The organism is Kitasatospora aureofaciens, assembly GCF_001188955.3.
Classification (GTDB): domain Bacteria; phylum Actinomycetota; class Actinomycetes; order Streptomycetales; family Streptomycetaceae; genus Kitasatospora; species Kitasatospora aureofaciens.
The window spans coordinates 592,675-613,388 of sequence record NZ_JPRF03000021.1 but is presented as its reverse complement, the minus strand read 5'-3'; the positions used below and the strand labels follow the sequence as shown (position 1 = coordinate 613,388).

At 71.3% G+C, this 20,714-nt stretch carries 19 protein-coding genes and 2 pseudogenes; 11 read left to right on the top strand and 10 right to left on the bottom strand.

Features of this window, described 5'->3' with window-relative positions:
- Positions 1-865 precede the first annotated feature (865 nt).
- The 3 genes from HS99_RS44920 to HS99_RS15430 form a co-directional block, all read right to left on the bottom strand.
- The gene (locus HS99_RS44920; RefSeq protein WP_157881908.1) at positions 866-1,024 is read right to left on the bottom strand and encodes a hypothetical protein; all 159 of its coding nucleotides are present in this window, start codon (positions 1,022-1,024) and stop codon (positions 866-868) included.
- Between the two features lie 47 nt (positions 1,025-1,071).
- A complete protein-coding gene (locus HS99_RS15435) occupies positions 1,072-1,275 on the bottom strand; it encodes a hypothetical protein (protein WP_370863254.1) in 204 nt (67 codons plus the stop codon).
- 1,232 nt (positions 1,276-2,507) lie between these two features.
- Complete coding sequence (locus tag HS99_RS15430; protein ID WP_030558126.1) at positions 2,508-3,266, bottom strand: hypothetical protein; 759 nt, start codon at positions 3,264-3,266, stop codon at positions 2,508-2,510.
- Between the two features lie 258 nt (positions 3,267-3,524).
- Between HS99_RS15430 and HS99_RS44915 the strand changes: the two genes are divergently transcribed.
- The 3 genes from HS99_RS44915 (at position 3,525) to HS99_RS15420 (ending at position 5,330) form a co-directional block, all read left to right on the top strand.
- The gene (locus HS99_RS44915) at positions 3,525-3,695 is read left to right on the top strand and encodes a hypothetical protein (protein WP_157881909.1); all 171 of its coding nucleotides are present in this window, start codon (positions 3,525-3,527) and stop codon (positions 3,693-3,695) included.
- A 229-nt stretch (positions 3,696-3,924) separates the two neighbouring features.
- The gene (locus HS99_RS15425) at positions 3,925-4,488 is read left to right on the top strand and encodes a DUF2243 domain-containing protein (RefSeq protein ID WP_030558124.1); all 564 of its coding nucleotides are present in this window, start codon (positions 3,925-3,927) and stop codon (positions 4,486-4,488) included.
- Between the two features lie 11 nt (positions 4,489-4,499).
- Positions 4,500-5,330, top strand: a complete 831-nt coding sequence (locus HS99_RS15420; protein WP_030558123.1) for a cytochrome c oxidase assembly protein — start codon at positions 4,500-4,502, stop codon at positions 5,328-5,330.
- A 1,331-nt stretch (positions 5,331-6,661) separates the two neighbouring features.
- Here HS99_RS15420 and HS99_RS15410 read toward each other — a convergent pair.
- Positions 6,662-7,624 carry a zinc-binding dehydrogenase gene (locus tag HS99_RS15410; protein WP_030558121.1) on the bottom strand — a complete coding sequence of 321 codons (963 nt, stop codon included), beginning with the start codon at positions 7,622-7,624 and terminating at the stop codon, positions 6,662-6,664.
- Positions 7,625-7,790: 166 nt separating this feature from the next.
- Here HS99_RS15410 and HS99_RS15405 point away from each other — a divergent pair, with 166 nt between their 5' ends.
- Together HS99_RS15405 and HS99_RS44095 are read left to right on the top strand one after the other, a co-directional pair.
- The gene (locus HS99_RS15405; RefSeq protein WP_030558120.1) at positions 7,791-8,435 is read left to right on the top strand and encodes a TetR/AcrR family transcriptional regulator; all 645 of its coding nucleotides are present in this window, start codon (positions 7,791-7,793) and stop codon (positions 8,433-8,435) included.
- A 143-nt stretch (positions 8,436-8,578) separates the two neighbouring features.
- Positions 8,579-9,390 (top strand): annotated as a pseudogene (locus HS99_RS44095) (IS256 family transposase); the annotation flags it as partial.
- Positions 9,391-10,111: 721 nt separating this feature from the next.
- Here the strand turns inward: HS99_RS44095 and HS99_RS48135 are convergent.
- Positions 10,112-11,198 (bottom strand): annotated as a pseudogene (locus HS99_RS48135) (aldo/keto reductase).
- 116 nt (positions 11,199-11,314) lie between these two features.
- Between HS99_RS48135 and HS99_RS15390 the strand changes: the two are divergent.
- Positions 11,315-12,151 carry a helix-turn-helix domain-containing protein gene (locus HS99_RS15390; RefSeq protein WP_030558119.1) on the top strand — a complete coding sequence of 279 codons (837 nt, stop codon included), beginning with the start codon at positions 11,315-11,317 and terminating at the stop codon, positions 12,149-12,151.
- Between the two features lie 125 nt (positions 12,152-12,276).
- Here the strand turns inward: HS99_RS15390 and HS99_RS15385 are convergent, their stop codons facing one another.
- Positions 12,277-12,855: a TetR/AcrR family transcriptional regulator gene (locus HS99_RS15385; protein WP_030558118.1), complete on the bottom strand. Its 579-nt coding sequence runs from the start codon at positions 12,853-12,855 to the stop codon at positions 12,277-12,279.
- Positions 12,856-12,920: 65 nt separating this feature from the next.
- Here HS99_RS15385 and HS99_RS15380 point away from each other — a divergent pair, with 65 nt between their 5' ends.
- Positions 12,921-13,991: an epoxide hydrolase family protein gene (locus tag HS99_RS15380; RefSeq protein WP_043481686.1), complete on the top strand. Its 1,071-nt coding sequence runs from the start codon at positions 12,921-12,923 to the stop codon at positions 13,989-13,991.
- Between the two features lie 300 nt (positions 13,992-14,291).
- Positions 14,292-14,846 (top strand): hypothetical protein, encoded by a 555-nt coding sequence (locus HS99_RS45885; protein WP_198429408.1) that lies wholly within the window; start codon positions 14,292-14,294, stop codon positions 14,844-14,846.
- A gap of 38 nt (positions 14,847-14,884) precedes the next feature.
- Here the strand turns inward: HS99_RS45885 and HS99_RS15375 are convergent, their stop codons facing one another.
- Positions 14,885-15,616, bottom strand: coding sequence for an SDR family oxidoreductase (locus HS99_RS15375; RefSeq protein ID WP_030558114.1), 732 nt, complete (start codon positions 15,614-15,616; stop codon positions 14,885-14,887).
- Between the two features lie 70 nt (positions 15,617-15,686).
- On the opposite strand from HS99_RS15375, the gene HS99_RS15370 reads away from it, so the two are divergent.
- On the top strand, positions 15,687-16,544 hold the full coding sequence (locus tag HS99_RS15370; protein ID WP_030558113.1) for a LysR family transcriptional regulator: 858 nt from the start codon (positions 15,687-15,689) through the stop codon (positions 16,542-16,544).
- A 297-nt stretch (positions 16,545-16,841) separates the two neighbouring features.
- On the opposite strand, the gene HS99_RS45880 is transcribed toward HS99_RS15370, so the two are convergent.
- Positions 16,842-17,708, bottom strand: coding sequence for a hypothetical protein (locus tag HS99_RS45880; RefSeq protein WP_191898914.1), 867 nt, complete (start codon positions 17,706-17,708; stop codon positions 16,842-16,844).
- Positions 17,709-18,009: 301 nt separating this feature from the next.
- Here HS99_RS45880 and HS99_RS15355 point away from each other — a divergent pair, with 301 nt between their 5' ends.
- Positions 18,010-18,279 (top strand): hypothetical protein, encoded by a 270-nt coding sequence (locus HS99_RS15355; protein WP_030558112.1) that lies wholly within the window; start codon positions 18,010-18,012, stop codon positions 18,277-18,279.
- Positions 18,280-18,307: 28 nt separating this feature from the next.
- On the opposite strand, the gene HS99_RS15350 is transcribed toward HS99_RS15355, so the two are convergent.
- Positions 18,308-19,219 carry an IS3 family transposase gene (locus tag HS99_RS15350; RefSeq protein ID WP_240520922.1) on the bottom strand — a complete coding sequence of 304 codons (912 nt, stop codon included), beginning with the start codon at positions 19,217-19,219 and terminating at the stop codon, positions 18,308-18,310.
- Positions 19,220-19,224: 5 nt separating this feature from the next.
- Complete coding sequence (locus HS99_RS15345) at positions 19,225-19,536, bottom strand: transposase (RefSeq protein ID WP_030558521.1); 312 nt, start codon at positions 19,534-19,536, stop codon at positions 19,225-19,227.
- Between the two features lie 18 nt (positions 19,537-19,554).
- Between HS99_RS15345 and HS99_RS15340 the strand changes: the two genes are divergently transcribed.
- Complete coding sequence (locus HS99_RS15340; protein WP_141763733.1) at positions 19,555-19,839, top strand: hypothetical protein; 285 nt, start codon at positions 19,555-19,557, stop codon at positions 19,837-19,839.
- The last annotated feature ends 875 nt before the right edge of the window (positions 19,840-20,714 follow it).

The window sequence follows — 20,714 nt, the reverse complement described above, 5'->3', positions numbered from 1 at the left end:
GCCGGGGCTCCCCGGGCAGTCCTCCCCAGGCCTGACGCCCCGTGCCGGGGCGAGGCGGGGGCGGGGCCGTCGAAGATGCAAGAGCTGTCACCGACCCGACCCCCGCACCACCCCCGGGAATCCGGCCAGGGGACTCCCCCGAAAACAGCCACCGAACCGTCACACCCCACCCCGTCAAAAAGCCCCAGACACGGCGCGGCACGGGGCGCGCACGGGGCGCGGCACGGGGCACAGCGCGGGCCCCCATGAAACGCACGGGAATGTCACCGAAACCCGGCCCAGGGCGTCACCGCGCAGACACACCGGAAAGAGGCCAGAAGACACCACCAGGCGCCCCAGACACCCCGGTCGTAAAACCATCGCCAAACGCCCTGAATACCGCCCCCTAATGCCACAACAACCACCAACCCGCTACCCGCTGCTACCGGCCAACAATGACCGGTCCCGGCACCCTCCCGAACTCCGAGAACCAACACGACGAAAACAACCAGAACAGGAACCAGCAAACAGCGCGGGCCTTCGGCGATAGCCGGGGCCTGACGGCCCCTCGGAAAACGGCTGGGGTGCCGCCTACGGCGCCACCGAGAAACAGGGGCGGCCGGTATTCGGGTAGGGCCTGGCGGCCCCGGCGCCGAGGTCGTCCAGGAGGCGCCTGCGGCACCCCGGGCGCAGGTGCCGGCCAGACCCACGACCGGGGCGCAGCCACCCTTCCCAAGGCCTCTCCCAAGGACGGCAAACCGGCCTCCTGGACGGCGGCCTGCCAGCCGCCCACACCCCGGGCGCCGGGCGCCGGGCACCGAGACGACGGGACGGCGGCCCGGCCACGGGAAGCAGCCGCCCCCGGCTCCATACGACGCGCGAGACATCAACCGACGACGTCGACCAGACACAGCGACCCAAGCGACCCACACGGCCACTGTCGGCCCCGGACGCCGCCGCCGCCGGCGATGGCGGCGGCGGCGGCGGCGGCGGCGAGAACGATGGCGACGGCGACGGCGGCCCGGGACGGGCTGAGCTCTGACAAGCGATCTTGACCATTTGCCAGGTGAGTTTGACCGCCCGATTCAGTTGCTAGTAACCGTCGTCGGTGGCCCGGTTCCCGCTCCGACTACGGTTCTTCCCGAAGCGGCGCACCAGCTCACCCGCAGTGAGCGTCACGGTCGCCACGGCGCGGGCCCACCGGGGCCCGCCGCGCTCCGCCCACACCACACAGGCGCACCCGCCGATGGTGAGCGCCAAGATGCCGAGCAGTATCAGAGCAGTCACGTTCCCCACCTCTGCATTCATTCGTACGGTCGAGATCAAGTGGCAGGAAACTGCTGGTCGTCAAACTCTCCTGGCACAAAGTCAAGATCTCATGTCAGAGGACACGGGCGCTGCCCTACCGGCCACACAGCCCCACAGGCCGCCCTACAGACAGGCGCCCCTACCAGGGAAAGCGCGGGCCCTGCCTCACAATCCCCACAGGGCATACCGGACAAGAAGGGATGTCGGCTCACAAGCCCCACACCCAACCCCGCAACCCCACAACCAGGTTCACTACGGCTGTCGCGCCCACCTGTCGCACCCCCACCACACACAAACGGCGGCCGGGGCAGGGCGCAGCACCGCACAGCGGCGCCCCGGACGGCGGGCGCGGCGGCCCCCGGGAACGGCCGCCAGGGACGGGATGCGGCAGGGGCGAGGACGGCGGCCAGACGACCCACCACCACCAAGCTTGATGGCACGCGCGAGGCATCCAACCAACCCCCCGAGCAAGCCCCCGACTCCCGACCTGACAGGATCACAACCCGGTGCGCGTCACACCCCATTGCCCGTGACGCGCACCAACCGCCCCCGAAAAGATCCGCGCCGGAAACCCCGCCGGAAACCCGGCAGAAAACACGCCGCTAAAACACGCCGGAACCCCGAAGCAAAACACCCTCAGGAACACCCGGAAATCCCCGCCTCTGATGCCTCCCTCCGATCCCATGGCATGCCCCCGGCAAACACACACAGCAACCAGCAACAGCCCCAGCCCAGGACGGGCACAGCAGCCAACCGGCCGACCCAGCCAACCCCAAAAAACGCCTCCAACCACCAACAGGTCACACCCCCGAGAAGCAGCGGAGGGGCGGCCGGGTGGCGGCCCCATGTCGCAGGAAAACGGTCATATCCTTCGAATATGGGCGACAGATGCGGTTGGTGCGGGGACGTCCTGCCGAGCGGCCGGGGTCGCCGGTACTGCCCACGCCCGCGTCCCTGCCGCCAGGCCGCCTACCGGACCCACAGGCGCGTCGAAGCCGCGATCCCCGCCCGGGTTTCACTGCTTCCAGGTCCGCTGGCCCTCGGCCGACAGCCGCTGACCCGGTCAGGGCGGTGCCGCTGATGGCGACCTGACCGGCGCGCCCGCCCTGCGTGCCGCGGCGGTGGGGGGCGCATGCTCCCGGTCATGGGTGAGGCCTCGGTGGTCGTCCTGGCGATGCCTGCGGGCCTGCGGTCGTGCCGCGTCGCCGTGTGCCGGGAGCTCACCGGATCGGTGACCACCAGGCAGGGGCGGGGTGGAGCTGAAACGAGCAGACGATGGTGGAGACCGCCAGGGCGGTGGCGACGTTGCCCAGCAGGAGGAAGACCAGATCAACCAGGTCCATCCATTGGGCAACGGGGTAGGCCGTGAACCTATACTCCGTGTCGATTCCCTTCAGCACCTGCGTGAAGACGACCTCCCGTCGGAACGCCAAAGGGAGAGTCAGCAGCAACCCGACCACCGCACCTGTGAAGTCGGCGATCACGGCCAGTGGGCGGGGCCTGGCCTGCCGCACTGGTCCCTGCGCCTGGCCGTCGTCGAGGTTGTTCTCCCCCTCCGGCTCCCCGCGCTGTTGCTCTGCCGCTTGCCCGGTGGCAATCCTCAGCTGCTCGGCCTCGTCCCGCTCCCGACGGGCACGCTCCCGCGTCTGCTCCAGCTCGTAGTGGGCAGAGGCCCGCTTGTGCTTCCAGCCGATGGCCCTGACCCGCCTCGGCTCGCCACGCTGCTCGGCCTCCGCGATCTCCTTCAGCGCGGCCATGTAGAGGGCGTAGGAGGTCTCGCGTTCCTCCTCCTCCACGAAGTAACCCGCGGCTTCGAGGGCGCGGTGAAGGATGCTCAGCCACTCCATGCAGGGAAGGCCCTTGCCCGACAGGATCAGGGAGAGGTCCGCGTGCTTGGTCCCCAGAGCCTGCTCGGCGTCCCTGCGCAGCGTCCAGGTGGCGTCCACCACCTTGCCGGCGTAGCTCGCCCAGTCGGTCACGGCCTTACCGACGGCTGCTTCGCTGGGCTTCTTACGGGGCCTCCCGGGCCCCCCTTTGCCCTGTTCCCTGCTCGGTAACGACATCGACGATTTCCTAAAAAAACCTGGTCAGCCTTTGGTGCGGTTTCCGCACCAACTCGGGGCGTGCGCATGCTTGCACAGTTCGACGGCGCGGGTACGACAAACGACCAAGACCACGACCGCCGGCACCGTGAGACCTCTCCCACACACCGCCAAGTCCAACCAGGAAGATTGACCGTGAGCATTCACTCGAAGAAGCGCACCCACCGCCGGGCGCCGCGCCCGTACCGCGGGCACTCCAGCCAGCTGTCCCGCACCGCCCTCACAGGTCTGGTGCGCGGAGCCGCCACCGCCGTCGGCACCGTCCTCGTCGGGTGGCTCACCACCTGGACTCGCGACCACCTGTGAACCCACAGCCCGAACACGCCCTGCCCTGACGACCGGGCCCAGACTTCGCGCGGCCCGGGCGTCAGCAGGGCGGCTCGACGAACCGACGCCACACGGCAATCAACCGGGCCGCCCGCGCCTGGGGTTGGGCCGGATGGAGGAAACGCAGCGCGCGAAAGTTGCAGGGAGGGAAACCTGCGACTGGGGCATCTTCAACGGAAGAGCCCGCCACCAGGAGCGGAGACGAGTGATGATCACCTCGACGGGCGAGGCCCGGGCCGGCACGGCACAGCCGGCGAGTGTGCAGTTGCCGGGCATTGTGCTCGGCGTGGGAATGGGCGGGTTCGTCGACGGCATCCTGCTGCACCAGCTCCTGCGGTGGCACCACATGCTCAGCAGCACCAACCACGACCACATCGGGCTGAAGTACTACAACCCGAAGACGGTGTCCGGGCTGGAGATGAACACCATGTGGGACGGCATCTTCCACGCCGTGTGCTGGATCGCCGTCCTCACCGGCCTCGCCATCCTGTACTCCCGCGTCACGCACAACCGGCGGGCGGTGTGGACCTCGCGGGTCCTGTGGGGCTGGATGTTCGTGGGCTGGGGCTTGTTCAACCTGGTCGAGGGCCTGCTGGACCACCAGGCCCTGGGCATCCACCACGTCCACGGCGGCCCCGACCAGGCGTGGTGGGACGCGGGCTTCCTCGTCCTGGGCGGCCTGCTCCTGATCGGCGGGTACCTGCTCCAGCGCAGCGGCCAGCCCTTCGACCCCAACGCCGCGGCCCGGCGAACCGGAAGCCGGCCGGCCTGATGGGCCATGACATGCCCGCTCACGGGCAGGGCGGTGGCAGCAGCCTGCTGGAGTGGCTGCTGCCCGCACTCGTCCTGCTGGGCGCCGCGGCTTCCTACCTGCTCCTCGCCCAGCGGGCCCGCCGCCGGAACCCGGTCCGGGGCTGGAGCCGGTGGCGGACGACCAGCTTCCTGACCGGTGCCGCACTGCTCGGCGCCGCGCTGCTGCCGCCCGTGGCACCCTTCGCGCACGAGGACTTCCGCGCTCACATGGTCCAGCACATGCTCATGGGGATGTACGCGCCGCTGGCACTCGTTCTGGCGGCGCCGGTCACCCTCTTGCTACGCACCCTGCCCGCGGCCCGGGGAAGGCAGCTCACCGCCGTGCTGCACAGTCCGCCCGCCCGCGTGATCGCTCACCCCTCCGTCGGGCTGGCCCTGTCCACGGGCGGCCTCGCCGTCCTCTACTTCACCCCTCTCTACGGCGCGACCACGAGCGGACCGGCAGCACACTGCCTGCTGCACGCCCATTTCGTGCTGTCCGGGTGCCTGTTCGTCCATGCCGTCGCCGGCCCGGACCCGGCCCCTTCCCGGCCCGGCGTGCGCGCCCGGCTGGTCCACCTCGGCGTCGCCATCGCGGCCCACGCGGTCATCTCCCAGATGATGTACGGCGGTTTCTGGGTCGACATCCACGCTCCGATCCCCCAAGTGCAGGCCGGCGCGGAGATCATGTACTACGGCGGCGACGCCGCCGAACTGCTCCTGGCCGCCGCCCTGATCGCCACCTGGCGCCCCGAACCCCGGCGCTCGCCCACCCGCGACCCGGCCACCACCACCGACCGGGAACTGACGGCACCCGCCTGATAGATCCACGCCGCTGGGCCGGGCGGCCTGCAGGGCCCGTCGGTGCGACGCCACCGACGCCTCGACGCCACCCCCGGCCATGACGCCGGGCCGAACAGCAGCCACCGCACCCATCAGTAAGCGGTCGCGAAGCAGACAGTGCCCCTGTTGCCGTGCTGGTTGCGCGCCAGACCCAACGGCAACTGTGCCGAGTCACCGCCCCCACGCCACTGCCGGCCACAGTGCTCCCGGCGCCCTGCGCCGTACCGCCCTGGGTGGCGCAGGTGTTACCGAACATGGCGTTGCCGACCCCGACGGCGCTGGCGGACACCGTCCGGGACAGTGCGGGGATGTCAAAGGTGGCCGGGGAAGGAAACGGTCCCGGCGATCCGGTACTCGAAGACGTTCTCGCAGCGGCCGGGTACGCGCGGCCTCCTGGGACCCGGCGCCGGAAACCTGACAACGCCAGTCGGCGGCCTTCGTACACAACGGCCCGAGCGGTAACACCGGTGCACCCCACCGCGGTGCAGGCCGCCAGCATCACAATTCCCCGCCCGGACGCCCTAAGGCGACCAGCACATTTCGAGCTGCACTTCCACGCCTCAGGACGGCGACGCTCGGGATCAGCTGCCCCCGTGTCCTTCACGCGGGCGTCCCGGCCGCCATCGGTCAGCTCCGCCCACCGCACGTACTCCTGGCGGACATACGGCCGCGCGGAATCCTCCCACCTGGAGGAGCCCGGCCCGGCGGGTGTGTCCAGCCAACCGTACAGACCCGGCCCTGGTCCAGGGCCTGGCGGACGAGCAGGGCGGCGTTGTCGGCGGTGTCGCGGGCGAGCGAGCGGGCGGGGCGCTGGAGTCGACGAGGAAGGTGCCCGCGACCAGGACGGCCCAGCCGTTCACGCGGCCGGCGCCGTGCTCGATCCAGCCGAGCGCGCGGCCGTCCTTGCGGACGTAGAACAGGCCGGGGGCCCAGCTCCAGCCGACAAGGTCCCAGCCGGAGCCGAGGAGCGTTCCGGCGTTGTGGATCAGGTCACAGCGGCCCAGGCCGCGCAGGTACGGCTCTGGCGGCGGGCGCAGCGGGTCGTCGTCCTGCTGGCGCGGGAGGATGACCGGCGCGCGTCCTGGTCCTGGTCGTCGTCGGTACCGAGAACTCCGAGGACGGCCAGCACACCGAGCAGGTGCGTGCCGCGCAGGGGGTCCACCCTGCCCTCGGCGCCGGGCTACGCCGAAGGGTCCGTAGGAACGCGATGCGGTCCTGCGCCGGTGGCGACCGTCAGCGCCGGGCGTCAGCCACGACCTGAGCGGGTCCCCTTTCGTTCCCCGGGGCCGCGAACGCCGTCCCTGCCCGGCTCAGGGCGCCAGCACAACCCTGCCGAACACCTCCCCCGCGTCCATCGCGCGGTGGGCCCGCACCGCCTGGTCCAGCGGCAACACCTCGTGCACGACCGTGTGCAGGTCCCCGTGCGCGGCATCGGCGAACTGGGACGACCGCACGGCCTGCCGGTCGGGGCCGGTCACGGTGTCAGAGCTGAAAGTAGCGAACGACAACGACCTGCGGAAGGCGTCCATCAGCCGCATGCCGAAGTCCGCCGGCGGCTGGCCGCCAACCACCCCGACAGCCACATACCGCCCGTTGGAGTTCAACCTGTCCAGGAAAAGGGGAAGCTGGGGACCCCCCACGACATCGATCACCACGTCGAAGCCCGCCGGTGTGTCCGGGCCGTTCTCCCCGGAGCGGTCAAGGACATGGGTCGCACCCAGGTCCCGCAGGCGGGCGCCACGCTCCGCCGACGAGGTGGTGACCGCCACCGCGCCCGCCCTGTCCCTGGCTGCCAGCTGGACCGCGGTGATCCCGATGCTGCCCGCCGCACCGCGCACGAGCACCGTCTCGCCGGGCGTGAAACGGGCCCGGTCCAGCGCGAAGTGGGCGACCACGCCGGAGCCTCCGAGGGTCACCGCATCGGCGCCGGTCAGGCCGTCGGGCAGCGCAAGGACATCCTCGACCGAGGCGACGGCCTGCTCGGCATACCCTCCGGACAGGCCGGTGAACGCCCACACCCGCCGCCCGAGCCACGAGGCGTCCACGCCCTCTCCCACCGCGGTGACCCTTCCCGCGACCTCGCTGCCGAGGAGATGGCCCTCCCGGAAGCCGTAGGCGGCAAGCGTTCCCCGGCGGATCACCGCGTCCACGCCGCCTACCCCGATCGCCTCCGTGGCGATCCGCACCTGCCCCGGGGCAGGAACGGGCACGGGCACATCGACGACCTCCAGGCCATCGGGGTCTCCGAACGTCCTGATCACGACGGCTTTCATCTCTGCTCCTCGGGTCGGTTGAGGGACGGATCACAGCTGCCGCGGCTGTGGGCGCCGAGTCGGCCCCCGCCGCCAGGGCATCACCGGTGACGTGCCGGGACGCGGCGGCAGCACCGCCATCGGACCGTAACGGACGCCCCCGTCCGTTTGGCTAAAATGAGAGACGATGACCAGCCACTTGCCTCAGCCCGTGCGCTCCGACGCCCGCGACAACCGGGCCCGCATCCTGGACGCCGCCCGCGCGGTGTTCGGCGAAGAGGGCCTGAGTGCGCCCATGCGCGAGGTCGCCCGGCATGCAGGCGTCGGCCCCGCCACGCTGTACCGACACTTCCCGACCAAGCAGGCACTGTTCGCGGAGACCTTCGCCGAGCAGCGGCGAGCCTGCCATGCCGCCGTCCGCGACGCCCTTACGGACTCGAACCCGTGGCACGGATTCCGGAGCCTGATCGAGCGGATCTGCGAACTCCACGCCCACAGCAGGGGATTCGCCGACGCCTTCATGACGGCCTTCCCCGAGGCCATGGACTTCGCCGCAGACCGGGAGCGGACCCTGCACGCGGTCCGCGAACTGGCCCGCCGCGCCCAGAAGACCGGCCAGCTGCGCCCCGGCTTCGTCGTCGACGACCTGGTCCTCATGCTCATGGCCCACCGGGGCCTCCAAGACACGCCGCGTGCCGCCCGGGTCACGGCCTCCCGCCGCTTCGCCGCCTACATGATCGAAGCGTTCAGCGCCGCACCAGCGACGGGAGCGCCTACGCCGCTGCCGCCGGCACCACGCCTGCAGCTCACGCACTCGCCCAGCACCCCATAAATCCGTCACCTGGAGGTCCGTCAATCCCTGGGCTCTTGTACGAGACAGGCTGAGTCGCAGTACCGGCGCGACCGCCTGCTGCCCCAGGGTCTGTACGGTGACCGGTGTATCTCCCGATCAAGGAAGAGCACCTGATGAGCGACGTGATCGTCTCGGTTGAGGCGGTTGAAGAGGTCCGGCCGACTGAGCTGTCGGCGGACGTGCTGGACGAGCAGTTGATCGGGCAGCTGGTCGACCGGGCCCGGGCCAGCGGGCTCCAGTTGACCGGCGAGGGCGGGCTGCTGCAGCAGCTGACCAAGCGGGTGCTGGAGTCCGCTCTGGAGGGCGAGATCACCGACCACCTCGGCTATGAGAAGCACGACCGGGCCGGTGCGGGCAGCGGCAACAATCGCAACGGTGTCCGGGCGAAGACGGTGCTGACCGACGTCGGCCCGGTCGAGATCGAGGTGCCACGAGACCGCGAGGGCGGCTTCGAGCCGCAGATCGTCAAGAAGCGCCAGCGGCGGCTGACCGGCGTCGACGAGATGGTGCTGTCACTGTCCGCCCGGGGTCTGACGCACGGTGACATCTCCGCGCACCTGGCCGAGGTCTACGGGGCGAGCGTGTCCAAGTCGACCATCTCCACCATCACCGACAAGGTCATGGACGGGATGGCCGAGTGGCAGAACCGCCCGCTCGACGCGATCTACCCGGTGATCTTCATCGACTGCATCCACGTGAAGGCCCGCGACGGGCAGGTCGCCAACCGGCCGATCTACGTCGCCCTCGCGGTGACCGTGGACGGCACCCGCGACATCCTCGGACTGTGGGCCGGCGACGGCGGCGAGGGAGCCAAGTACTGGCTCCAGGTCCTGACCGAGATCAAGAACCGCGGCGTCGAGGACGTGGCATGGTCGTCTGCGACGGCCTCAAGGGCCTGCCGGACGCCATCTCGACGGACGGCCCAGCGCCGGTGCGCACGGGCCCGGCCCCCTTGGCTGCGGCCGCCTTCTTCCCAGCGGGAGGCCGCGCGCCGTCGGTGGTCTTCTTCACCACCGTCTTCTTCGCGGGTGTCGCTTTCTTCGCTGCGGCCTTCTTCCCTGCGGCCTTCTTGGCGGGGCCGCCTTCTTCCCAGCGGCCTTCTTCGCCGCCTTCGTGACCGTGTCCGTGCCCATGGTGGTCTTCTCGGCCGGCTCCCGGTCCCGCTCCGGCGCCGCCTCGGCCTCGGCCTCGGCCACGAGCTGCTCCGGCCGGTCCCCGACGATGGCGTCCGCCTCCGCCCGGACACCGCCCACCAGCGCGGTGTCCTGCGAGGCCACCAGTCCGGCCAGGGCCCGCAGGCCCTCGATGGCGCCGCGTTTCTCCCGCGCCACGGCGCCGGTCAGCTCGTCCTCCAAGCGCCGACGCCGGGCCTCGATACCGGTAAGTTCCGCCTCCAACTGGGCGATGGTCTCACTGAAACGGCTCTCTGCCACGCTTCCGTGGCCCGGCCCTCCGGGCCCCAGGCGACGCGCAGGTCGCGGGCATTCCTGTACTCGCCGCAGCAGGGCCGGGCCTGCGGGGAGCGACGGGGGTGCGCCGTCTGCTTCCCCGCCTTCGCCGCGCTCCCCGGGGAGTACGGCGCGCTGGCCCGGCGCCTGCCGGCCCGTGGCTGCTCCCGCACCGGATTCCGCCGCTGACGGACGACTGGCCGTCCGTCAACGGCGGGTCTCGATCCGCAAGCCGCCCGTGGTCACCCGGCGGATGTGGTCGCTGGCCAGCACGTCGTGCGGCTGGCCGAGCTCGATCGCGCCCGCCGCGTCCAGGCGGGCCAGTTGGGCGGCCGTGAAATCGACTTCCAGGGCGCCCAGGTTCTCCTCCAGCTGGGCGGGCGTGCGGGCCCCGATCAGTGTGGTCGTCACACCGGAGTTCCGCAGGGTCCAGGCCAGCGCGACCTGGGCCGGGGTGCGGCCGAGCTCGGCGGCGACCTCCCGGGCGACCCCGGCCACGGCCAGGTTGCGTTCGTTGAGCGTGCCCAGGGCGAGGTTCACGCCCCTGCGGGTGCCGTCGCCGGTGCCATCGCTGCTGCCGGTGCCCGCCGAGGTCACGTCGTTCAGGCTGTACTTGCCGCTGAGCACCCCGCCGCCCAGCGGTGAGTACGGGACCACGCCCAGGCCCAGTTCCCGGGCCATCGGTATCAGGTCGCGCTCCGCAGTGCGTTCGATCAGGCTGTACTCGAGCTGCAGCGCGACCAGCGGCGACCAGCGGCGACCAGCCGCGCAGGTCGGCGATCGCCTGCATCCGGGACACCTGCCAGGCCAGGGTGTTGGAGATCGCCACGTACAGCACCTTGCCCTGCCGGACCAGGTCGTCCAGGCCTCGCAGGACCTCCTCGACCGGCGTCCGGAAGTCCCAGACGTGCAGGTACAGCAGATCGAGGTAGTCGGTGTCCAGCCGCCGCAGGCTCCCCTCCACCGAGCCGAACAGGGCCTTGCGGTGGCCGCCCCCGGAGTTGGGGTCGCCGGGGCGGCGCAGCGTCGAGTACTTGGTCGCCAGCACCAGGCGGTCGCGCTCCTCTCGGGCGAACTCGCCCAGCAGGCGCTCGGAGCTCCCGTCGGTGTAGGTGTCGGCGGTGTCGAGGAGGTTGCCACCGAGGCCGACGTAGTGGTCGAACAGCTTGCGGGCCTCGGCCCGTTCGGCGCCCCAGCCCCACTCGGTGCCGAAGGTCGCCGTGCCCAGGGCCAGCGGTGAGACCCGCAGCCCCGAGCGGCCCAGCAGCCGGTAGGTGTCGAGGGTCAGTGCCATCAGGTCCTCCTGTGCTGGTGGTCCGTTGCCGGGACCGAGTCTGGGGCGGCGGCGACCCTGGGTAAGGGACGGCGCTTCCTGGGAAGGCCGGTCCCACCTTGGCGGTTGGAACGGTCATGACGACCCGAACCATGGACACCGCCCAGGAGTTGGCCGCTTTCCTGCGGAGCAGGCGCGAACGCCTCGACCCCGGCCGGCTGGGCCTGCCGTCGCACCGGCGGGCCCGGCGGACGCCGGGGCTGCGCCGGGAGGAGGTCGCCGAACTGGCCGGGATCAGCGCCGACTACGTGGTCCGGCTGGAGCAGGGCCGGGGGCTGCGGCCGTCGGCGGAGGTGCTGGCGGCGCTGGCCCGGGCCCTGCGCCTGGACCCGGGCGAACGCGACTACCTCTTCGACCTGGCAGGGCGCCGCCGTCCCGGCACCACCGGCGGGTCGGCCTCCGGTGTGGCGCCGTCGCTGGCCCATCTGGTGGATGACCTCTCGCCGCTGCCGGCCATGCTGCTGGACCGCCGCTACGACATCCTCGCCTGGAACCCCGAGATGGCCCGGCTGCTGCCGGACTTCGACGCCGTTGCGCCGTCACGGCGCAACGCGATGCGGCTGTGCCTGCTGCACCCGGCGATGCGCGGGTTCTACGCTGACCGGGAGCAGGTGTTGCGGGACGGGATCGCCCACCTGCGCGCGGCTTGGGCCGCGCACCCGAAGGACCGGGCGCTGTCCTGCCTCATCGCCGAATTCGCCACGCAGGATGCTGATTTCGCCCGCTTGTGGTCCGAGCGGGAGGTCGGCGTCAACGGACGTGGCCGCAAGGTGCTGCGGCATCCGGTCGCCGGTGCGCTCACCATCGATTTCGAAGTCCTGCTGCCGCTCCAGGACCCGGATCTGCGCCTGCTGGTCTACCGCGCCGCGGACGAGGAGAGCCGCGCGGCCCTGGAGCGGCTGTGCGCCCGGTGACGGTCGACTCTGGGAGCCGGGCCGGGACGCCTGCGGCCATGTGTACGGGGCCGCCGAGCGTGCCCCGCACGCTCCGGCGGCGGGGGCGTAGCGACGGGGCGATGACGCGGGCGGGGCGGGCGGCTCTAGGGTGCGTCGACGAGCCGTTGGATGGTGCCGGCGATCCAGTGTTCCAGTGCCGCGCTGTCGCCGAGGTCGTCACGCAGCACCCGCAGGCGGGCGGAGATGCCGAGGATGAAGGCGTCGATCGCTCGGGCGCGGGCGAGGGCTTCCTCCTCCGTCATCCCGTAGCCGAGCAGCTGTCGGCGCAAGGGCTCAAGTGATTCCCGGTCGAGGAACGTCGCTAGCGCCTCGGCTGCCTCGCCACGTTCGCCGGCGGCGCGCAGCAGGACGAGGAGCGGGTCCTCGCCTTCCATGCCGGTCCACCGGTCGACGATGCCGTGGGCCATCCGCCGTCCCAGGGAGTGCCGCGGGCCGTCGAACATGCGGTCGAGGGCGAGGTGGACTTCGGTGGCGGCAACGAAGAGGCCGTCCTTGCCACCGAAGTAGCGGGTGATCAGGTTCGGAGAGACCTGGGCGGCGGTGGCGATGGCGCGGACCGTCGCGCGGGCGAACCCGGCGCGGGCGAACTCGCGCCGTGCGGCCCCGAGGATCCGTTCACGGGTCCGCGAAGCGTCTTTGGGCTGGGGCGTCGCGGTTTCCATTCCGTCAGGATATCGGCGACCCGAGCATGTGTACCGTGATACACATCATGTGTATGGTTGTACACATGCCTCTTCCATTCACCCCCGTGACCGAGTCCGAGCTGGAGGACCTGCACCGGCGCCTGGCCGCGACTCGAAGGCCGCCCCTCGCCAGCGGGGCTGGCTGGGAGCGGGGCATGGACGCGGACTTCCTCGCCCACCTGCTCGACTCCTGGCGCGAGCGTTACGACTGGCGGACCCACGAGGCCCGCATCCTCTCCCTGCCGTGGGCCCGCGCCGGCCGCGGTGACCGGACACTCCACCTCGTGCACCAGCGCGCCGGCGCCGACGCCCCCGCGGTGGTCCTGCTGCACGGCTGGCCCGACTCGGCGCTCCGCTTCGAGCGGCTGCTCCCCCTGCTCACGGACCTGAACGTCGTCGTCCCCGCCCTCCCGGGCTACCCCTTCTCGAACGGGCCGGCGCAACCCGGGACGACGACCGCCACGATGGCGTCGCTGGTGGCCGACGCGGTCGACGCGCTCGGATACCACCGGTACGTCGTCTCCGGCGGCGATGTCGGCGCGGACGTCGCCGAACAACTCGCCGCGATGCACCCGGACCGGGTCACGGCCCTGCACCTGACGAACATCTCGCCCCTCCACGCGGTCTTCGCCGACCGGTCGTCCCTGGGCGCCGAGGAGCTCGCCTACCTCGACACCGCAGCAGCGTGGCAGCGCGCCGAAGGGGGGTACATCGCCGAGCAGTCCACCAAACCGCACACCCTCGCACCGGCACTGGCGGATTCACCGGCAGGACTGGCGGCCTGGATCGTCGAGAAGCTGCACAGCTGGTCCCACACCCCCTTCGAGGAGGACGACCTGCTCACCTGGACCAGCGCCTACTGGTTCACGAACACGATCGGAACGTCGTTCGCGCCGTACTCCGAACTCGCGCCCCCGGTACCGTACATGGCGACGCCGACCGTCGTGAGCGCCTTCGCCCACGACACCAAGCCCGCACCTCGCAGCTTCGTGTCCCGGTTCGTCAACGTGCACGAGTTCGTCGAGCACCAGGACGGCGGTCACTTCGCGGCCTGGGAGCAGCCGCTGCGCTATGTCCAAGACCTCCGCCGGGCCGTCGCACTCGCGAACCAGTAGAGGTTCTCGACGACACTCAGAAGCGCATAGCCGTCCCCCAGGGACACCCCTCCCGAAGCCTTCCAACCCGTTCCACTGGATCCTGGCCCTCCCAGCCCCACCACCTCGACCAAAACAGGGGCGCGGCCACCCCAGGCCCGGCCCGACACTGGTTCAACCAAACCCGGCTAAAACGCCTAAAACACCCGAAAAAACCAGCCCATTTGCGAACAGGTCACGCCCCAGGAGGCAGCGGAGGGGCGGCCGGGCGGCCAGACGGGCGCCTCATGCCGTCCTGAAACGGTCATATCCTCGTTGTCAGTGCAATCTCGTACGCTCCTCGGCGACCTGATCGAAGGGATTGCCATGGAAGACCCGTCAGGCATCACTGCGCTGGCCAAGATCCTTCCTCCAGATCTTGGCACTGACGAGGAGATCGACTGGGCGGCGGCGGAGCGCGGTGGGGCACGCGGCTCCCGCGGGACTACACGGACTTCATGTCCGTGTACGGCGCCGGCTCCGAACGACATCGAGCTGGTCTTCCTGCCGACCTACGGATCGTGGCTGAACTGGATCGAGTCCGAGTTCGCCGCCCTGCGCTACTTGGTCCTCAACGGCACCGACCACCGCAGCCATGGCGAACAGAACGCCGCCATCGGCGCCTACGTGCGCTGGCGAAATGCCCGCGCCGAGCCGAAGACCAGCTTCGCCCCCGACTCACCCATCCGCACCTGGACCGAGTACCCGGGCCAAGGCTGCCTGACGGTCCGCTACCCTTCCGTCGGCTGTTGCCGGGGCGGTCCGGCGGGTAACCCGGGCGCTGCGGCCCGTCGGGCGCGGGCGCGGTCTCCGGCTCGCCCATCCCGTCCGGGCTGACCCCGACCACCCCGTCCCTCGGTTCCCTGACTGGCAGCTCACCAGGGGACCGGGCCGTGCTCGTCGAAGAAGCCGCCGGTCGGCCCGTCATCGGGCAGCGTGGCGAGCCGGACGACCACGGCCGCGCCGTCGGCCGCGGTGCGGGTGAGGCCGGGGAACGCGGTGGTGAGGTCGGTCGCACACGGCCCCGGATCGGCGGCGTTGACCAGGATGTTGCGGCTGCGCAGTTCCTTGGCGTACTGCACGGTCAGCGAGTTGAGTGCGGTCTTGGACGGGACGTACGCGGCCAACGGGGGCCGGGTTGTGAAGTAGTCGTCGGGATCGGTCATCCGGGCGATGGAGCCCAGTCCACTGCTGACATTGACGATCCGGGCGGCGGGGGAGCGGGCGAGCAGCGGCAGCATCGTGGTGGTCACGCTGATAACGCCGAACACGTTGGTCTCGAACACCTCGCGTACAGCGGGCAGTTCGACACTGCCAGGGCTCTGGGCGGCGAGGTCGCCAGAGATGCCGGCGTTGTTGACCAGGATGTCCAGCCGGCCAAAGCGCTCCTCGATCCAGCGGGCGGCGGATAGGACGCTGGCGCGGTCGGTGACGTCCAGGGTGACCGGGTACACCCGCGGGCCCAGGTCGGCTGCGGCTGCCGCACCGCGGTGCGGGTCGCGCGAGGCCAGCAGGACGTTCGTGCCGAGCGAGGCGAGCCGGGCTGCGACCTCGCGCCCGATGCCCTTGTTGGCACCGGTGACCAGGGCAGTCGTGGTTTCTGTCATGCGTTCAGCCCACCACGGGGGCGGCCGGGAGTTCCAACACCGATCAGGTAAGCAGCGATACCGTGCGGGTATGGAAAGTCTGGAGGTCCGCGAGCTCGTCTACTTCACCGCTGTCGCCGAGGAACTGCACTTCGGTCGGGCGGCCGCCCGGCTGGGTATGACCCAACCGCCTCTTTCCCGCGCCATTCAGCAGCTCGAACGACGGCTGGGCGTGGCCCTGTTGGAACGTGGCGGTCGCCGGGTCGCACTGACCGAGGCGGGGGCCGTCCTGCTCCGCGAGAGCCGTACGGTGCTCGACGCCGCGTCGGCCGCGGCGCGCCGCACCCGGCGGGCCGGCCGCGGCGACCCGCGTCTGGTCCTGGTCATCAAGCCGGGCGGCGACGGCGGCCTGCTGCCCGCGATCCTCGACGCCTATCAGACTGAGCCGGGTGCGCTGCCAGTCGAGCTGGTGTGCAGCTTCGGCGAGCGTGAGATCCTCCTACGGGAGGGCCGTGCCGACGCCGCCCTGCTTCACCGCCCCCACCACGACCTCACCGGCCTGGACACCCAGGACCTCCTGACCGAGACTCAAGTTCTCGTGATGCCGAGTTCGCATCGCCTCGCGGGCCGTACCCGGGTCTGCCTGAACGACCTCGCCGGGGAGCCCCTGCCGCGCTGGCCGGGCGCATCTGAGGGTAGATCACACGGACCCGAAATCCACGACCTTGGGCAGCTTCTCCACCTCGTCGCCTTGCGCCGCATGGTCGCCGTCCTCCCCTCCTCCATCCGCGACCAGCTCCGCGACGACCTGGTCGCTGTCCCAGTCGATGATGCCGAGCCCACCACTCTCCTCCTCGCCTGGCCCGAGCACGCCACCTCCCCAGCCCTGGCCGCCTTCATCCGCACGGCCGCCGCAGTGGCGGGCAAGACGACGGCCCACGGCGGGTAGAGCGGAGAGACACGCGGGGTGGGAGGCGCCCCCGCCCATGCTCGCAGGCGTGCGAACACTCCAGGACGCCCTCACGGCCACCGTCGACACAGGGCACCGGTTCCTTCCCGTGCTGCGGGCCGGGTGTGGGGCCCCGGCCCGGGAGCGCCTATCCAACGCCCGCCGAAGATCAAGGTCAACACCTCTGGGCGGGCCCGGTCCGTCAGAACGTGCTGCGCCGTACGACGGGCCGCCCGGGCCGCTCCTGCCCGGGGCCGCGCAGCGCAACGGCGGCGGTGCGGGTGCGCTCCAGCCAGCTCATGACCTGGCGCAGCGTGGCGGGGTCGAGGGTGCGGGTGAGGTTGCGGACGGCTTGGTGGTCGTCGTCGGTGAGGGTGTGGATGCCGGCGCGGTCGAGGGCGGTGTAGAGGGGCTGGGCTGCGGTGCCGGCGAGGCGGCGGTGGGCGAGGTCGGTGGTCTGTCGGGCCTGGTGGGCGGCCTCGCGGGCACGGTCGGCGACGTCCTGCCTGTGGTGCTCACGGCGCAGCGCGTACTGGAGGGCGGTGTCGTCGTCGGGGTCGTAGCGCTCGGCGCGTGCTGGAGGGCGGTGTCGTGGTCGGGGTCGTAGCGCTCGGCGTGTGCTGGAGGGCGGTGTCGTGGTCGGGGTCGTAGCGCCGGCGGCTCGGCGCGGGTGGCGGCGGTGTGGTCGTGGATGCGCTGCCACTCGGCGAGGGTGTCAGCGGCGGTGGCGTAGGCGCTCTCGTGGCCGGCGTCGGCGTGCCGGTCGGCGCAGCGTTCCTCGAACTGGGCTTGTTCCAGGGCCTGCTGGATGTTCTCCAGGGTCATTCCGGCGGCCCGGCGGCGGATCCGGCTGAGGAGGTCGCCGAGCAGAGCGTGCTCCTGGCCGTCGGACTCGTCCTCCTCCTGGGTCAAGTGAGTGGGGGCTGGGTGTTGGGCGAGGGCGGCGTGCAGCGTCGCGCCGGCCTCCCACGCCTCGGCGTGCACCACCGGCTCCGGCGGGCCGCCCGGGCGGACGCTGTAGACGATCGGGCGCTCCGCCAGGGCCACCCAGCCGTCCAGGCCGTCGACGTCGCGCTCCGTCCGACCCCGGGCCAGGCCCGCGCTGTGGTGGAGGGTACGGATGCCGTCGTGGCCGCTCCAGCGCAGCCACATCGCCCCGCGCACCAGCGGGGAGTCGAGGATCGGGCGGCCCAGGTCCCGGTCGGCGGGCCCGGGCCGGCTGCGGCGCGGGGCCAGCTCCAGCTGGGGCGCGGCGGCGGGGTCTGGATCGGGGCGGGTGGTGTCGGGCGGCGTGTGGCGTATACGGCGGGTGCCGGACTTGACGGTGTGCCCACGGTTGGCTCAGGCGCGCGGGCGGGGCCGGGCGGGTGCCCATAGTGTCGTCGACGGACGATCCGCCCGCTCTCGCGTCGGGAGCAGGCATGACCTGCACCGGCCCGAGCCGCCGCATCCGAAGGGCAGCACCATGTCTGACTTCCCGCAGGCTGACGACTCCCTCGGCCTGATGACCCGGTTCTTCGTCGAGGACGTGAACAACCACAGATTCCGCTACCACCTGCTCCGGCTCCAGGCGATGGCCGGCCTGACCGAGCAGGATGTCGAGGAACTCGGCGAGCTCGGTCGGCTGGTGTTCCAGAACGGCCAGACGCCGAACCAGGCGGCGGACCAGGCGGCCAAGATCGCCGGCCGACCCGATGCCAGTCCACTGGCCATCACCATCGCCGGCATCGTCTGAGCTTCCCCCGCTGCACGGGAGGCGTTGATTACCTGGTCAGGACGGGTGTGGGTGGTTCGACGGTCACCGGTTCGGCCGTCGCCTGGTCGGCGTAGAACTTCGCCTCGTACTCGTCGGGGCTGAGCCAGCCCAGGCGCTTCTGGATGCGGCGGGTGTTGTACCAGCCGTCGATGTAGGCGAACAGGGCCAGGTCGGCGTCAGTGCGGGTCTCGAAGGTCGTGCGACGCACGCACTCGGTCTTCAGCACGCTCCAGAAGTTCTCGGCGAGGGCGTTGTCGAACGAGTCCCCCACGCTTCCCATGCTCGGCTCGATTCCCGCCTTCAGCAGTCGAGTTGTGAGCTTGATGGACGTGTATTGACACCCATGGTCGCTGTGATGGACCAGTTGGCCGGGTTCGACGGGGCGGCCGTGCAGGGCGTACTCCAGCGCGGTGAGCACGAGGTCGGCGTCCGCCCGCTCGGAGGTGTGCCAGCCCACGATCCGGCGGGAGAAGGCGTCGCGGATCGTGGCCAGCCACCACGGTCCCTCGCCGGTGGGGATCAGCGAGATGTCGGCGACCCACAGCCGGTTCGGCGCGACGGCGGTGAAGTCGCGCTGGACCAGGTCCGGGGCGAGATCCGCCGCCGGGTCGCGGCGGGTGAAGGAGCGGGGCCGGCGCGGGCTGACGCCCTGGATGCCGGCCTGGCGCATGAGGCGTTCGACCCGCTTTCGGCCGACCCGGGTGCCCTCGCGCCGCAGGACGGCGTGGACGCGCGGGGAGCCGTACGTCTCGTCGGAGTCGGCGTGGATGCGGCGGATGTGCTCGGTGAGCTCGGCGTCGTGGCGCTTGCGCTCGCACGGCTCCGCCACGTCGCGGCGCCAGCGGTAGTAGGTGGAGGCGGGGATGTGCAGTTCCCGGAGGACGGGCTCGGCCCCGAAGCGGTCCTGGTGCTCGTCGATGAGCTTCAGTACCGTCGCCGGGTCGGGTCGAGCTCCTGGGCGAAAAAAGCCGAGGCGGCCTTGAGGATCTCGCAGGACCGGCGGAGCTCGGCGTTCTCCTTCCGCAGAGCGGCCAGCTCCTCCTTCTCCGCGGTGGTCAGCCGGTCGTCCCGCTCGCCCCGGTCCGCCTCGTCCTGGCGGATCCAGTTGCGCAGCGCTTCGTGGTGCACGCCCAGGTCGCGGGCCATCTTGCGGATCACGGGCTTCGGGTCGGCGGTGCGGTACATCTCCACCGCACGCCGTCGCAACTCGGGCGGGTACTTCATCGGTGCGGCCATGGCAGAGGCTCCCTTCTCATGGCCAATCAGGCCATCTCCGGCAACCTTCCGCACGTCGGGGGAACCTCAGTCCAGGGCAGTGCACGGGGCATGGGTCCGGACGCCGCACCGAACATCGAGCGGGTCCTGATGGGCACGTTGATCGGGGCCTACCTGTCCACGGGCGACATCCCGAACCACGACGGCCCGACGCTCGCCTCCCTGGGCGCGATCGCCGGAGCGGCCGCCATGGCCGTGGGAGCATTCACCATGGACACGATCAGCCGAATCCCGCCGAGCGAGTACCTGACCACCTCGGACTGACAGCTACCCGGGGGCGCGGCCCGGCCAACACCTCCCGAACACCGAGACACAACACCACCATGGACGACCGGAAGAGAGACCAGAAGACACGCGGGCCTTCGGCGCGGGCCGGGGCCTGACGGCCCTCGAAAAACGCTGGGGGCGCCGAGGCGGCACGGTGCGGGCGGAGCGCAGCGGGGCTGAGCGGGGCTGAGCGGGGCGGGGCGCAGCCTCACCGCCGAGGCCTCCCTCGGGGGCGGTGCACCGCCTCCTGGACGGCGGCCTGACGGCCACCCACACCACACCCCCGGCCCCGATGCCAGGACGGCACCGAGTCGGCCGCGGAGATCCGGCGGCTGACCTGCTCCATGCCACGCGTGAGGCATCCCCGACCACGTTCAGGAGCAGCGACCCAGGCGCCCCGGATGGCGAGGACGGCCAGGGCGGCGGTTTGCGGATGCACCAGCGGGTGATGGGCTGCCCGCGCTTGGCAGGTCGGGTAGTGGCCGTCTGGAGATCGACGGTCGGGGCGTTGGCGTGCTTGGACCAGATCATGCCGAGCGCGTCCAGCTCCGAGACCCGAACGGCATCGAGCAGGCCCTGGCCGTTCAGGTAGCGCTGCCGGTCGAGCCAGGAGATCAGCTCGCCGTGCTTCTCGCGGGGCCAGGCGCAGCAGGTCCTCGTTCGAGCGCTGGGAACGCAGGTCGGCGACGGCGGGCAGGATGAGCAGGTCGCGCAGGTCCTCGTCGGTCACCACCGGGACGAGCACCCGGTAGTCGGCGAGGTAGCCGTGCTCGATCCCCTGGCCCTGGCCCTGGGCACCTCATGGGGCAAAGACGCCGCCCATGAGGGCTGCGGGAAGGTACGGCGCGGCGACTGCTGCGCCCCTGGAGTCG

What these genes read in the sequence shown, in the direction of transcription:
- HS99_RS15425 (WP_030558124.1), top strand. Translation starts at nt 3,925, where the DNA reads ATGATCACCTCGACGGGCGAGGCCCGGGCCGGCACGGCACAGCCGGCG.
- HS99_RS15420 (WP_030558123.1), top strand. Translation starts at nt 4,500, where the DNA reads ATGCCCGCTCACGGGCAGGGCGGTGGCAGCAGCCTGCTGGAGTGGCTG.
- HS99_RS15410 (WP_030558121.1), bottom strand. Translation starts at nt 7,624, where the DNA reads ATGAAAGCCGTCGTGATCAGGACGTTCGGAGACCCCGATGGCCTGGAG.
- HS99_RS15405 (WP_030558120.1), top strand. Translation starts at nt 7,791, where the DNA reads ATGACCAGCCACTTGCCTCAGCCCGTGCGCTCCGACGCCCGCGACAAC.
- HS99_RS15390 (WP_030558119.1), top strand. Translation starts at nt 11,315, where the DNA reads ATGACGACCCGAACCATGGACACCGCCCAGGAGTTGGCCGCTTTCCTG.
- HS99_RS15385 (WP_030558118.1), bottom strand. Translation starts at nt 12,855, where the DNA reads ATGGAAACCGCGACGCCCCAGCCCAAAGACGCTTCGCGGACCCGTGAA.
- HS99_RS15380 (WP_043481686.1), top strand. Translation starts at nt 12,921, where the DNA reads ATGCCTCTTCCATTCACCCCCGTGACCGAGTCCGAGCTGGAGGACCTG.
- HS99_RS15375 (WP_030558114.1), bottom strand. Translation starts at nt 15,616, where the DNA reads ATGACAGAAACCACGACTGCCCTGGTCACCGGTGCCAACAAGGGCATC.
- HS99_RS15370 (WP_030558113.1), top strand. Translation starts at nt 15,687, where the DNA reads ATGGAAAGTCTGGAGGTCCGCGAGCTCGTCTACTTCACCGCTGTCGCC.
- HS99_RS15355 (WP_030558112.1), top strand. Translation starts at nt 18,010, where the DNA reads ATGTCTGACTTCCCGCAGGCTGACGACTCCCTCGGCCTGATGACCCGG.
- HS99_RS15345 (WP_030558521.1), bottom strand. Translation starts at nt 19,536, where the DNA reads ATGGCCGCACCGATGAAGTACCCGCCCGAGTTGCGACGGCGTGCGGTG.
- HS99_RS15340 (WP_141763733.1), top strand. Translation starts at nt 19,555, where the DNA reads ATGGCCAATCAGGCCATCTCCGGCAACCTTCCGCACGTCGGGGGAACC.